Source organism: Pseudochelatococcus sp. G4_1912, from assembly GCF_047501465.1.
GTDB lineage: Bacteria > Pseudomonadota > Alphaproteobacteria > Rhizobiales > Beijerinckiaceae > Pseudochelatococcus.
Genome location: NZ_JAZDRL010000002.1, coordinates 979737 through 993978 on the forward strand (window position 1 = coordinate 979737; position 14242 = coordinate 993978).

Annotated in this window: 10 protein-coding genes; 3 read left to right on the forward strand and 7 right to left on the reverse strand. The window is 52.7% G+C overall.

Annotated elements, in window-relative coordinates:
- Positions 1–30: 30 nt before the first annotated feature.
- From VRZ32_RS11735 to VRZ32_RS11750, 4 genes are read right to left on the reverse strand one after another with little or no spacing between them, the layout of a single operon-like run.
- Positions 31–1557: a GNAT family N-acetyltransferase gene (locus tag VRZ32_RS11735; protein WP_414525903.1), complete on the reverse strand. Its 1527-nt coding sequence runs from the start codon at positions 1555–1557 to the stop codon at positions 31–33.
- Positions 1554–2849, reverse strand: a complete 1296-nt coding sequence (locus VRZ32_RS11740; protein WP_414525904.1) for a phenylacetate--CoA ligase family protein — start codon at positions 2847–2849, stop codon at positions 1554–1556. The genes VRZ32_RS11735 and VRZ32_RS11740 overlap by 4 nt, the downstream gene beginning before the upstream one ends.
- Positions 2846–5356, reverse strand: coding sequence for an acyl-CoA reductase (locus VRZ32_RS11745; RefSeq protein ID WP_414525905.1), 2511 nt, complete (start codon positions 5354–5356; stop codon positions 2846–2848). Before VRZ32_RS11745 ends, VRZ32_RS11740 begins: the two co-directional genes overlap by 4 nt.
- Positions 5353–6528 (reverse strand): hypothetical protein, encoded by a 1176-nt coding sequence (locus VRZ32_RS11750; RefSeq protein ID WP_414525906.1) that lies wholly within the window; start codon positions 6526–6528, stop codon positions 5353–5355. Before VRZ32_RS11750 ends, VRZ32_RS11745 begins: the two co-directional genes overlap by 4 nt.
- 538 nt (positions 6529–7066) lie before the next feature.
- On the opposite strand from VRZ32_RS11750, the gene VRZ32_RS11755 reads away from it, so the two are divergent.
- Positions 7067–8857, forward strand: coding sequence for a SpoIIE family protein phosphatase (locus VRZ32_RS11755; RefSeq protein WP_414525907.1), 1791 nt, complete (start codon positions 7067–7069; stop codon positions 8855–8857).
- Here VRZ32_RS11755 and VRZ32_RS11760 read toward each other — a convergent pair.
- A complete protein-coding gene (locus VRZ32_RS11760; protein ID WP_414525908.1) occupies positions 8814–9254 on the reverse strand; it encodes an ATP-binding protein in 441 nt (146 codons plus the stop codon). The two genes, VRZ32_RS11755 and VRZ32_RS11760, sit on opposite strands and share 44 nt — an antisense overlap.
- Positions 9251–9559, reverse strand: a complete 309-nt coding sequence (locus VRZ32_RS11765; protein WP_414525909.1) for an STAS domain-containing protein — start codon at positions 9557–9559, stop codon at positions 9251–9253. Before VRZ32_RS11765 ends, VRZ32_RS11760 begins: the two co-directional genes overlap by 4 nt.
- A gap of 155 nt (positions 9560–9714) precedes the next feature.
- Here VRZ32_RS11765 and VRZ32_RS11770 point away from each other — a divergent pair, with 155 nt between their 5' ends.
- Positions 9715–11430, forward strand: coding sequence for a SulP family inorganic anion transporter (locus VRZ32_RS11770; RefSeq protein ID WP_414525910.1), 1716 nt, complete (start codon positions 9715–9717; stop codon positions 11428–11430).
- A gap of 44 nt (positions 11431–11474) precedes the next feature.
- The gene (locus VRZ32_RS11775; protein WP_414525911.1) at positions 11475–12686 is read left to right on the forward strand and encodes an NAD(P)/FAD-dependent oxidoreductase; all 1212 of its coding nucleotides are present in this window, start codon (positions 11475–11477) and stop codon (positions 12684–12686) included.
- Here VRZ32_RS11775 and VRZ32_RS11780 read toward each other — a convergent pair.
- Positions 12683–14107, reverse strand: coding sequence for a cryptochrome/photolyase family protein (locus tag VRZ32_RS11780; RefSeq protein WP_414525912.1), 1425 nt, complete (start codon positions 14105–14107; stop codon positions 12683–12685). The two genes, VRZ32_RS11775 and VRZ32_RS11780, sit on opposite strands and share 4 nt — an antisense overlap.
- Between the last annotated feature and the right edge of the window lie 135 nt (positions 14108–14242).

The window sequence follows — 14242 nt, forward strand, 5'->3', positions numbered from 1 at the left end:
TGATGGGTGAATATGAACAGATATCAATATTTATATTTTTATGTTTTTTGAATTAAATGGATCAAGGTTTTTTACATAATTTAGCAGGAGCTTGGCAGTAGAAGAGTAGGCGTGAATACAGTTGTAATCAATATTGGGGTCCAGAAGATAGTGCATCACCAGCCAGTCTTTTCCTGAGGGTTGAGGGAAGATGCCGCTGAAGAAAAATCCGATCTTTTCGACCTCTATCAAATGGCTAGCGCAGGCAGGCTGCCAGAGTGGTAACAGCAATTGTACAACTGCATAGCGTTCATGGTGCAATTGTAGCAAATGTTGCCGAAGGATGTCTGTACAGTCCTTCCCCCATGTTGCAACCTTCATTATACCAAGCCCAAGGCTACTCGATGCATTGACACTCATTTCGGTATGGTCAGGCATCGCATCATCTGAAGCGGGCGGCTTTTGCCATAGTGGTTCAATACCAAGATTGAGATAAAGTCTTTCGATCAAAGGTTGATGGGCCTCTGGTGCATAAACCAGAGGACGTTGCTGTTTTGTCGATAAAAACCTCACAGCCAGAATGCAGCTTTCGCGTTGCTGCAAATGATCAGCAATATTGCGAAACTGCATGGAAGCGGGTGCATGCCCAGGCAGAAGCGCGCACTCGCTGAAGCCTAATGCATTGCAGAACTGCTGGGTGTAGGTGTGGCTTGTTACTGCTTGTGTAAAGACAGTTTGCAAGCCTATTGCCCGCGCTTCTTGTAGAAGAAAGTCGCCTAACTGCTGTGCTATACCCTGTCCACGAAAGGTTGGGCGGGTGACAACAATGGCCAGCTCAGCGCCATCATTTGCATCCTTTACCAGTGCAGCATGGCCAGCAATGCGTCCGCTTGGTGTTACAGCGACAGCTGAGACGATTTCGCCGCTTTCATTTAACGCGGTGATGCGCTCGGGATAGTAGATGTGTTCATAAGGGTAGGAATAGCCATAGGCTTCATAAACACAGCGCGAAACCTCAATCGCCTCGGAAGGCTTTATGCGCCGTACACTTGAGACAATTTCTCTGGAGGCATCAAGCGGTGTGGGGGGCGGGGTAGTGTATTCACCAATCGGCGCATGGTTGCGATATTTAATCAGGCAGGTTTCTTTGCCGTTGCGCCCCAGATTGCGAAATATGACGACGTCGAAAACCTGCCGCATCAGGAAGATGCCCAGCCCGCCGCCCGATCCGTTATTATGCGCGCTGTTATCATCCAATGAGAGCAGGCCATCGGGGCTGAATGCTGGCAACTGCCCGGGATCGAATGGGACGCCCTGATCACAGATGCGGATTTCAAGTCCTAGCGCGGTTGGCATGCAAATGATGTCAAAGCTGCCCAACTCTCCCGGTGCGAAAGCGTGACGCACCACGTTTGCTGTAGCCTCCTCAACTCCAAGCTCAATTGCTGCCAGTTCTTCATCCGAAGAACCAAGATTGCGCGCCACCTGCACCACGTGGGCGCAAGCCAATGCGGGTGCATGCGTTTCGTTGGTTAAGGTCAGGCGGCTATAACCAGGGGTGAGGGCTGGTTGGCTCATGATGGTTTCGTGGGCGATTGTGTTGCGTCTGTCCAGCGCAAATCCAGCACGCGTTTCAACTTACCCGTGCGCGGGTTGATTGCGAGGTCGGCGGTATGAACCCATTCCACTTGTGGCGGATGGATGAGATCACGCTCCACAAACTCCAGCAGCAGCGGGCGGGCCGTGAACAGCATAGAGAGTATCTCTGCGCTTGCGGTATCATGAAGCTTAGGTGCACTGTGTGAAGCAAGCTTGAGCGTTAGCCGGTCCTTTTGATCATGATGTGTGATGATCATCTGAAAACCCGTAATTTGTAACGCTTCATTAAAAGGCTTTAACACCAACGCGACGTCTTCCACATACAGCGTGACGGGGCCGATACGGGCACCTTCTTCCGAGCGGCCAGCAATTTTGAATTTGCGGTTTGGAGCGCCTTCCTCTTCCAGCCACATGCCGCGATCACCAACTGGGTAACGGATGATTGGCATCAGCAATCGGGTGAGATTGGTTACAACTATGCGTCCCAGCCTCCCCGTTTCGCGGATTGGTTCATTTGTTTCCTCGTCAAGTATTTCGAGGATCGTATAATGGTCAAACACGCGATGTTCGTCTGGTGCACAGGCCGTATCCGCATAACCGAGCAGGCCAGCATCGACGCTTGCATAGCCGATTGAGGCTGCGTGCGCATTCGGGAAAGCGCGTGCCAACATTTTGCGCTGATCCGGGTAGAGCGACTCTCCACCAAACAGCAAGCGTCGGATTCCGGGCAGGGTGACATTGGTTTGCAGCAGATGATCGGCAAGGCCGATGAGCGTTGTGGACGTTCCCGCAATCCCGTCGATATCAAAATCGATCATGGTTTGGATGGTTGTGGGAATATCTGCTTTCCCGGAAAGAGGGAATTGTAGCACTGGCGCATGCGCATCCGTCAGCGAGTTCATAATAAAAATGAATGAAGCATAGAGCTCGCCCGCATAGAACATGTTGGCTATACGCTCACCATTGCGAAGGCCGCCAGCATCCAGCCCCTCGCCAAAAACCTGCGTGAATATGCGCCATTCAGATTGGCTGAACACCGAGAATTTAGGTGCACCCGTCGTGCCGCCACTCTTGAAGACCATCCCGTTTTCTAGGGGGCCGGTGAGCAGTTTGTTGTTGCGAATGGTATTGGCGGCCCAATAGGCTTTTTGGTCGGTTAGCGGAAGATCAGTCAATGCGGGCGCATCGCCCACCCCCTCATAAAGTTGGCGATAGAAAGGGGATAGCGTTCGCGCTACAGCGATTAATGTCGCTAGGGGGTAAGCATTCATGTTGCGCTCCGCAGATCGACGATGGCCTTCAGTTTGCCGGTGCTGGGGGTTGTTGCGAATGCTGAGAGCGATATTTGCTCGACAGTTAAAGTAACAAAACCATATTCTTCAACGAAATCGCGCAAATCAGGATAGTGAGTGAGCAAAAGAGAGCGGGCTTGAGCTGAGGCTAGATTATGGCCATCCTCTAGCCACACCTTGATGTTGTGACGAATACCATCGTGATTGAGTACGAGCTGTACATTACCGGTATAATGGCCATGCTCCGCCAATACGCGGCAAAATATGCGGTAGTTGAAGAAATAGGGCGCGCGGAACATGTCGCCATAGCGTCCCATTAGTTCGAAGCGCGGTGCGCTGCGTCCGCATGAACAGGGCGTTGTAAGCCAACGCCCCATATCGCCGATCTCATAGCGCTCCACCTTCTGTCCGCGACGCGCCAGAGAGGTGAAGGCAAGCCTCCCTGGCTCACCTGCGGTTGCGGGACGATCGGCCTCGGTGTCGAGAATTTCCAGATACTGTGTCTGCGTCAGAACATGATATTCCGAGTCATCGCATCCCTCGCATTGATAGCCGAGAGGCCCGGCGTCATTGCTGCCGTAGGCGGCTGCCCGGATGATTTCAACGCCGAACTCCCGCTGCAGATGCTTGCGCTGCACGCTGTTGAAATGCTCCCCGCCGAAGAAGATTTTTTTCACGCCGCCATAAGTACGCAGCATATCGCCCTGTGTGGAAAAGAGCTTATGGATGTAGAAAGGCATGCCAAGGAGCGTATCAACCTTTTGATTGATGATGGTATTGGCTACCTCTTCCATATCATCAATGCCGGTTATCGGGAATTGCACCGCGCCCAGGTTCTCAAGGACGCTCCAGAAGCTGATGAAGCTGCCATAGAGATGGCCCGAGAAGAACAGGTTCATCGTCCGGTCTTTTGTTGGATCAAGCCCTGCGGCATAGAGGCCATCGGCGGCCGCCTGCATCTGGCTGTGGTAATCAGTCCACGAATACACTGCCAACTTCGGCGCCCCCGAACTGCCGCCGCTTTTGAAATAGAGATGCGCGTGGTTCTCATTCTCCTCCAGCGCCAGAAAGCCTGCCTTGTCGAGTAACGGCGTATCTGGTGCGAGAGGAGGGATTGGCTCAGTCAACTCATGAAAACTCGCAATCCCTTTTGCATTTGCCGGTAATTCGCAGCTGATGCGACGACAATAGCGTTGCAGCGCATAAACACCATCGTGCGGTGCGCCGACATATCCGCCCAGCTGCTCACCCACCTGTGTAACGCGGCTGATCCCGGCTGCGATCAGGCGGTTGGAGAGGTCAGCATATCGTTCCAGATTGCAAGCAAGCCCAGCAGTTTGCAGCCATGGGCGCATGGGCCGTAAGGTTGCGGTAAAGGCTGAAGGTGCCAGCGGTTTGACCCAAAGCGTTCGGTATAACGGCGATGCTCGCAGTGCCGGATTATCCTCAGCCAATACTCGCCAGCTGTTATCCGGGGCGGCGAATACACGTGTGGAACCGGAATAGACCGCCTCCATCCGTGCCGCTTCCGTAACCGTGGTGATCTCTGCGCGCTCCTGCAGGCCTGGATGCGTCACGGGGATTACTTCAGAAACTCCCCCCAGGATGCCGGAAAATTTTTCTGCGAAAGCAAACAGGTCTTCTCGATCCGCTGCCTCGATGAAAAGGCATTGCGGACTTGAGCATGCCTGCTGCTCGATAAAGCAGACATCCCGCGCCAAGGCTTGCAGGCTTGCGATGTCTTCGAGCTTTTCCTTGGCCAGATATGCAAAGGAGATCTTATGCCCCCAATCGATAACCCGGCATCCTTGCGGCGCCATATCCCGCACTGCAGCAATGGCTGCTTCGCCTCCCCATGCAGCAATACCATCTGCCAACGAGAACAGGTTGCGCAGGCGGTCAGTTTCGCGGGAAGAAATTTCGGCTGCATAGACAAAAGGTGCGAGTGCGCCCGATGGATCGCGTTCCACAAGGGTTGCAAGAAGGTGCTGGGCAAAGGCCGAGCCGCCGCTGCTGGTTTTGAGGAAGTTGATGTTGCCGGATAGCATTCCCTCAATCACCGATAGCGGCGCGACTGAGGATACATTGCCGGGTGCAACATGCACTAGAAAACCAAGCGGCGCCCATGATTCAAAGCGATTGCCAGTGAAGGAAATTCGCCTGGGAGTGAAGGGATCTGTTGAGCCAAGCTCCCGCTTAAGCTTGTACTCAAGCTGCTCCCTGTCCAAAAATGATGCCACGGAGTCAAGCGTCATAGCGACGTCCTGCTCGCGGGCATCGGGGGCTGCCATCAATACGCCATGCAACTGATCTCGCACTGTGCCGGATGTACGCAATTCCTGCCCCAGATCATGCGCTGCCGTTAGCAGTTGTCTTAGCGGGAATGTGCATTCAAGATCTTCCGCCAATGTGGCGCCAAGCATCGGCAGCCGTACTGCCAGCTCTGCATCATCCACCCATTGGCCGCGCCATAGATGTTTTGTCACGCTGTTTTTCCCTTTAACAATTCTGCGGCCGCAATTGCACAGCTCTTGTTTTTGGAAATACCTGCCCGGCCCAGGGGCTCGAAATACGGCGATTTAAGACCGCAGCCGCAACCGTCACCCGGATGCCATGCAGCGAGATCACCCATCAGCACACTTTGTACTGGCGTCGAGGTGACGTAAGGCGAGATGAAATTGAGGAAGCCAGGCTCGCCGGGGCCTAGCGGTTTGAGCGTCTCCACATCGCGAATAGCAATGCGCGACCACACCGGCACGTGGAAGCGATGATTTGCGCACTCAACATAGGGCACGCTGTGCTCCACCGAGCCATAGCCATCGCGGATGTTCGCATCAGGCAGGCCCAGTTGTTCGGAGATGGTGGCATAAAAGTCAGGTTTCGGAATTGCTTTGTCAGCCTGGCCTTTCCAGCCCCCACCAAAAAACGCCATTGAGCCATGGGGCAGTGAAAGGGGCGGCATTCCTAAAGCTTGCATACGCAGCAAGGTGGCGTGCAGAAATGCAGGGAAGCCGAATATACGCACTGGAAGCCCGTCTTGCGCATAATCTTGCAGGGTGCGTATGGCGCCGTAAATATCAAACTCATGACCGCCGCAACCTGTACGTTTTAACGCATAGGATATGCGATTAACCGGGGCGAAGCGTGTGAGAAAGTTTGCTGTATAGGAGGTGCCGACTTTCCAGTCCTGAAGCGGTTCATAATTAAACAGCAGATAATTGGCCGGTTCTCCTGGCTGATACCAATTGTAATGCTGGAAAATACGTTGCACCATCTGTTGGCCAGCACCGATCGACCATTCGTCGAAGAATATCTGTGACTTCTGTCCCGTGGTGCCAGAAGATGTCAGATGAAGCGTGACCTGCTCCGGCTGGATAGATAAAATCTCATGTGTTTTGAAGAAATTCGCATGGATGAATGGCAATGCGATGCAGTCATCGATGGTGCTGAGGGAGGCCGATGAAGCGCCTCTTTCCTTGAGTAAACGGCCATAAAATGCATTTTCAGCGGCGTGCCAGTCAATGCATTCGCGCATTGCCGCTACAAATAGCTGGTCTGCTTCTCCTCCGATCTGATAAGGCTTTTGCAAATCGCCCAGCGCCTGAATTGCACTGAGCCGTTCTTTATTAGAAACAATTGGCACTTTAGAATGAGTCATCTTTTGTACCGCCTTTGCAGCCAGATGATATCTTAATAAAGCTATCGCCAAGCTTGCTTGCTGAATTGCGGTCAAACAGTCCAGGTGGAACAGGGGCGGTTGTTATCTAATTGATATATCTTGTCTTATTTTAAGAAATGCTATGGTGGGTATGTTTTTATGATGCTCTATCATGCAGAAAAAGAATTAATTGGCAGTCTTGAACTGGTATTTGTGTAATATCTGAAAATGCCATTAAAGGCGTTTTTGAAGTGTCTGGCACAATTCAATTGCTGGTTGTATGGGGATTTTTACTATTTCCATGATAAGGCATAATAGTATACAATTTTAAATATGCATCCTGCTGTTTAATTTTGTTGGATTTGGTGTAAATTTATTTATAATGGCGTGAAATATGCGTTTTTCAAATTTCTTCAAGACACTTCACTTCAGATTAATCATTGCCATTTGTATTCCTTTGATGTTGGTGCAAACGGGGATGATGATTTATGAATATAATACTCAGCGCGCAGTAGATATTACTGATTTGCAGAATTACATGCGGGAGTCAGCGCTGTATCAGGCCGCTGCTTTGGATTCCCGCTTTACCGCTATTGCTCAAGTTGCGCGCTCAACTGCCAGTTTGCTTAAAGAGATTGATGCGTATGATGATGACGCGCTAAAGAAAGTAATTTCAAATAGCTTAACTCAAAATCCGCTCATTTATAGCGCATCAATTTTCTACGTTTCTTCTGTGCGGACAGATGAAATCTATGTGGACCTTAGCATTGGCGAGGCAAGAATTCGGTCGCCAGCTGAAGCGAAAATTAACTACACAACCCAACGTTGGTTTGGGGAAGTTATCAAACGAAACAGGCCAAGGTGGAGCGGCCCGTATATCGATGCGTATTTTCATAATGCAAAAGCAGTGACTTACAGCGTTCCTTTCCAGGGGCCAGATAATGCTCAAGGGGTCGTTTCTGTCGATGTGCTACTTGAGAATGTTAACCCCAATCCTCAATGGGAAGGTCTTTGGGGCGGTTATGCGCGGTTGATTGATGAGAAAGGCAACTATCTTTCACCACTTCCGCCAGTTGAGCGCACACCTGTGAATTTGCGCAATAATGTGAATCTCTTTCGCGCGGCGGAGGCGCTCAATTTACCGGAGCTGATTGAAGCTGGTCTCAGTATGGTGGGGGGCGAAAGCGGTGTCGTGCGTATGCGTGATCCTCTGGATGGTAAGGGGATGTTCTGGCTTGCGTATGCGCCCGTTTCCAGTACCGGATGGAGCCTTGTCGCGTTGGTGGATGAGGGCAAGGTGCTGCATGATGTTTATGATCATTTGCAATGGCATTTGCTCATCGCGTTGGTCATCCTGTGCTTGATCTTGATCGCTATAATCCTGATCACCCGGCATCTGACGCAGCCGCTGGTACGCCTTAATCAAGTGGCGCATGCGGTAGGGCAGGGCAATCTCGCACTGCGTGTGGGTGAAATTGGCGCAAAGGATGAAATCGGAAACTTTGCTCAGGTCTTTGACCGAATGCTGGATGATCTTCAGGTTGCCATGGCCGATCGCATGCATGAGGCTGAGGCAAGACAGGCTATCTTGAAGGAAATGACGCTGGCGCGTGATATCCAGCGTAATCTACTGCCCTCTTCACGGCCTGTTTTCGGATCCTCTGTCGATGATGCGCTTTATGCATTATGCAAACCAGCCGCAATGATGAGCGGTGATTTCTATGATTACTTCATGCTGGATGGTGACACGCTGGTACTGGTCATTGCGGATGTGTGTGGCAAGGGCATGTCGGCTGCGCTTTATATGGCGCTTATTCGTACGACCTTGCGCAACTTCAGCGTAGCCGGACAATCACCTGGGAAAACGGTCCATGCAGCTAATAAAGCATTAGCCCAGCAGAACCCTGATGCTATGTTCGCCAGCCTATTCCTTGCTCATTATGACTTGCCGACAGGACTGTTAAGGTATGTCTGTGCAGGCCATCCGTCGCCATTCTTGAGACGTAGAAACGGTGATATTCAAAAGCTCAATAGCAGCGGTGCATTGCTGGGTGTGTTTGCGGATGAGCAATACATTGAACAAGGCATCGTGCTGCAACCTGGGGATGCGTTATTACTATATACCGATGGGGTGACAGAGGCTGGGACGTGTAAAAATGATCCTTATGAAGAGGAGCGGTTGAAAACGCTTATGCATGCCTTGGCTAACAAACCAGTTGATGAAGCCGCTGAAGATATTGCCGCAACCGTAATGAAGCATGCCGATGGTGAACAGGAAGACGATATCACACTGATGATTTTACGCCGTCAGTCGCTAACGGCAGCTTGAAAGATAACCTGATGTGATTTGTGCTGTTTTCACGCACGTATTGAATATTGGCTGTGAAGGCTTGCACGAGTAGAAGCCCCCAGCCACCTATTGGAATATCACTTATCGGGCCGTTAGAGGCGGCGGCGGAATGTGCTGCTTTTGCAGCGTCAAAAGGAGGGCCGGGATCGCAAATGTCAATGCTAACACCATCCTTGTCGGGCGAGAGTGTGAATTGAATCACATCTGAACTCGCATCCAGCTGTCCGTGAAGGATGATATTGCTGAACACTTCATCAATCGACAGCAGAATAGTGGCGCAACTTTCATCATCAATGCCATAGCCATGTAACGCCGAGTCGGCGCTATCCAGCAGCATAGGCAAGGCATCGAGAGAGGCGCGCAGTGTTAGCTTCATGTGATTTTTAAGTGTTTGTCGAGGCCGGCGATGCTAAATACCCGGCCAACGGCTGGATTAACATTTGTTAGAAGAAAACGTTCCATACCCACCTTCCGTGCACTGAGAATGCAGAGGCGGAGAAAAGCAGAGGCTACGAAGTCGACCTTCGCTAAATCAAAAACAAGGGAATGGGGGGTATTTTCAATGATCGACATCACCTCATTCTGTATCTGCATGCTTGTGGCTGTATCCAGTCGTCCATTAAATGCAATGCGAAGCATATCATTGTGAACTTCTGCGTGAATAGTATTAGCGTGAATCAATGATAGTCTCCAAATATATACGTTACCCAAGCAAAAACGCTGCCATGATGTGGAGCGATATATAAAAGGGAAAGGCTCCATGCGCAGCAAAAATTATAGATCAGCTATTGCTGCCATGAAACAATGTTTGTTTAGGCCGCGAATGGATGGCGGATATGACTTATGGTGATGCAGGCAAGGGCAAGACGGTAGCTAAAGTACCGCGCTTCGCCATATTGTTCAGTGCGCTTCGCGGGCGTTCGGGCGGCTCTTTCGGGCGCGATGTTCTTGCGGGTGTAACGCTTGCAGCCATCACTATTCCCGAACAGATAGCAACTGCACGATTGGGCGGCTTTGAGCCGCAGGTGGGGTTTTATGCCTTTATAGCCGCAACGCTTGGCTTCGCCGCTTTCGGTGCAAGCCGTGTGCTGACGGCGGGGGCGGATTCAACCATCACACCTTTGTTTGCAGGTTTGCTCGCTGCACTTGTGGCTGCGGGCACGGCTTCGCTGGAATCTGCGGCGGTGGCGCTGGCGCTTCTGGTGGGGGTGATGCTCGTTGTATGTGGCGCGCTGAAGCTTGGCTGGATTGCTCACCTGTTATCGACCCCGGTGATTACCGGTTTCATCGCGGGCATCGCTGTTCATATCGTGGTGTCCCAACTGCCGGGGTTGTTGGGCATCGTGGAAACGGAAGGTAGCTTGATCCAACGCGTTGTCGGTATCATTCATCATCTACCTGCAATCAATCCATGGTCGGCCGGGATTGGAGGTGGTGTGCTGGCGCTCATGCTGATCTCGGAAAAGATAAGCCCGCGTATTCCTGGTGCTTTGATTGGCTTGATCGCTGCAATATTGCTGTCGCTGGTCTTGGGGCTTGAGCAGCGCGGGGTTGGTGTGCTCGGCACTTTGCCGCGGGGGTTACCGCAGTTTGCATTCCCCGCCATGAATGACTGGGCGCAGCTTGTTCCCGTTAGCTTGATTGTTACGTTGATTATTATGATGCAGACGGCGGCTGTCAGCCATTCGTTTCGTACGGAGGGCGCTGCGCCTGACGTTAACCGGGATTTTATTGGCATTGGTGCGGGCAATCTTCTGGCGAGCGTTTTTGGGGCATTTCCGGTAAATGCCAGTCCGCCACGAACGGGCGTTGTTGTTTCTGCTGGCGGTACGTCACAATGGGTAGCGCTCACGGCGGCGGGGTTTATTCTAATGCTTGCGTTATGGGGCGGTGCGTTATTGGCGCACGTGCCGCAGGCGGCGCTTGCGGGCGTTTTGATGTTCGTGGCAAAGCGCATTTTTCAGTATGAAACGATCGTCAAAATCGCACGAGAGTCACCGGTTGAAGGCGGACTTGTGCTGTTGACGATTATCGCGATTGTGCTGCTCCCCATCCAGACCGGGGCTGCAATCGGTATTGGGCTTTCGCTATTGCATGGTGTTGCGGTGTATACGCGCACGAGCCCCATTGTGTTGCATCGCTTGCCGGGCACAACCATCTGGTGGCCTCCAGGCCGCGCAGGAATAGGTGAGACTGTGGAAGGCATCACGGTCATCGCATTTCAGGCGCCGTTGCTTTTTGCCAATGCTGAGGCATTCAAGGCGGGCGTGCTGCGCATCATTGAAGCAGCGGAGGTGCGACCTTCACTCGTCGTGATCGAAGCAAGCAGTATCGTGGATATTGATTACACCGCCGCTCAGGCTTTGCTTGAGGTTGTTGACTACTGCCATGAACATCAAGTTCAACTCGCTATCTCGCGGCTGGAATCCGTGCGTGCGCAAGAGGCGATTCAGCGCTTTGGTGTGTTGGCTAAACTGGGGCCGGATCGTCTGTTTCATAGCGTCAATGAAGCGCTGATCGCTTTGGCACCTGATGCGGCAGCAGAAAGTTAAATATGCTGCTAGCGATGCATCTCAACTTCGGCTAGTCATGCCGCATGGCACGTAATTCACAAAACTTTGACACTGTTATTCTTGGCGCTGGCGCGGCTGGCATGATGTGCGCTGCGCAAGCGGGCGTTGGTGGCGCGCGTGTGCTGGTGATCGATCACGCAAGAGCGCCGGGCGAGAAGATCCGTATTTCAGGTGGGGGGCGCTGCAACTTCACCAATCTGCATGCGAAGCCGCAGTGTTTTATCTCGTCCAATCGCCATTTCGCGAAGTCTGCACTCAGCCGCTACACTCAGCATGATTTTATCGCGCTGGTCGAGCGCTACGGCATTGCCTATCATGAAAAGACATTGGGGCAGTTGTTTTGCGATGGCAGCGCAAAATCAATCATCGAGATGCTGCTTGAGGAAATGCAGAAGGTAAGCGCTGAGCTGCGCCTTGAAACCCATATCCGAGCGCTATCTGGCACGGAAGGTGGCTTTACGCTGCAGCTTGAGGAACAGGGGAGCATTTATAATGTAACCTGTCGCAATCTCGTTGTGGCCTGCGGCGGTAAGTCGATTCCTAAGATGGGCGCATCCGGCCTCGGTTATCAGATTGCTGAGCAGTTCGGGCTTGCCTTGACCGAGACACGGCCCGCACTTGTGCCGCTAACCTTTGGCGAGGATGTGCTGGCTGATTTCCAATCGCTGGCGGGTGTTGCCATTGATGCGCGTATTTCATGCGGCAAAATTACCTTTGAGGAGGCGATGCTGTTTACGCATCGTGGGCTTTCGGGGCCTGCGATCTTGCAGATTTCATCCTACTGGAGGGAGAAAACGCCGATAACAGTGTCGTTGCTGCCAAGTGTGGATGTATACCAAGTGCTGCGTGAACGGCGGCAGCAGGATGGCCGCAAGAACATTGCGACTATTATGGCAGAGCTATTCCCGAAGCGTCTCGCCGCTTATCTGGCTGATATCTTTGAGGCGGATGGCAATATTGGCGACATGAGTGACAAAAGGCTTATGGCGCTCGCCGATGCTATCAAGAACTGGACATTGAATCCGATTGGCTCGGAAGGATACCGCACTGCTGAAGTGACGCTGGGTGGTGTCGATACAGCAGGCCTCAATTCGCGAACGATGCAGGCAGCGGCAGTGCCAGGGCTTTATTTCATTGGCGAAGTTGTTGATGTTACGGGATGGCTGGGCGGTTACAATTTTCAGTGGGCGTGGTCATCCGGCTGGGCGGCCGGACAGGCGATTGCGGAAAGCTAACGGATTTCCTGCCAAGCCTCCAAGGCACGATTTCGGGCGAAGGTGTGATCGACAATCGGGTGAGGCCATGTTTTGCCGAGGGTAACGCCTGCGTGCCTCAGCACCTGCGCTGATGCCTCCCATGGGCTGTGGATGTGCTTATCGGGCATGTTTGCGAGTTCTGGCAACCATTGGCGTAGATAGTGACCTAAGGGGTCAAATTTGCGGCTTTGCAGTACCGGGTTGAAGATGCGGAAATAGGGGGCAGCATCTGCGCCCGATCCCGCAACCCACTGCCAGCTGGCGGGGTTACTGGCCGGGTCGGCATCGACGAGAGTGTCGTTGAACCACGCCTCACCGGCTCGCCAGTCGATCAGCAAATGCTTTGTCAGGAACGAGGCAACGATCATTCGCACGCGGTTATGCATCCAGCCCGTGTGCCAGAGCTCGCGCATCCCCGCATCAACAATTGGATAACCAGTCTGACCACGCTGCCAGGCACGCAGACCGGCTGGGTCATCATGCCAGGGGAAGGTGTTGAAGGCGGGATTGTAATTGGTCTTTACGAGGTCAGGATAGTGGAAGAGCAGATGGTAGCAGAATTCTCTCCAGATGATCTCATTGCGGAATGTTGCACTGTCATTGTCTGGCTTGGCCTGTGCCAGGGCATCCAGGATTTGGTAAGGCGTGATCTCGCCATGCGCGAGATGCGGTGACAGACGCGAGGTGCCTACAATGCCTGGGATGTCGCGGCGCGTGGCGTAGCCGCTTATTGTGCTCTCCAGAAAATCATCAAGCGCTTTCTGCGCGCCCGCTTCACCGGGGGTCCAGTTGTCACGCAATCCGCCTGCCCAATCTGGAGTTTGCGGCAGCGGGATAAGCGTATCGAGCGGTACTGAAGCGATATCGCCAATGCATGGTTTTAACGAGGCGGGAGCATCGACTGGTGACCGTGGCTCAGGTCCGCGCATCAGTGCGTTGCGGAATGGCGTATAAACCTTATACGCGCCCCCTGCGCCGGTCTTCATCAGCGATGGCTCGTGGAGCAAATGCCCCTCGAAGCTTTTCGCCAATATGCCACGTGCGCGCAATGTTGCTTTGAGGTGGCTATCCGCTGCAATGGCATCGGGGCTGTAGCGGCGGTTCCAGAATACACCACATGTGCCGTGTGCAATCAGTTCTTCCGCGATTGCGGCACCATCGCCCGCCCTCAGTATGAGCGGTATGCCTTGGCGTGCGAGGTCTTCTGCAAGACGTTTGAGCGAATAATGCCGCCACCAGAGTGATGCACCGCCCCGTTTTGCTTCAGCAGCATCGTGGATATAGACAGCCAAAATCGGCCCGCCTGCCGCTGCGGCGGCAGCGAGTGCGCGATTGTCGGAAAGGCGCAGGTCGCTGCGAAACAGCACTAGCGCGGGTAATTCGTTATCTGGATGCTTCATGAGGCTCATACATTACGTTGCTGAGTGCCTATCATGCGAACCGTACCAGCGCTATGGGCGCGCAGAGGGAGACTTCGACCAATACACATCATGATAATAAATATGTATCAGCTATTATCTCATCAAAATATTCAG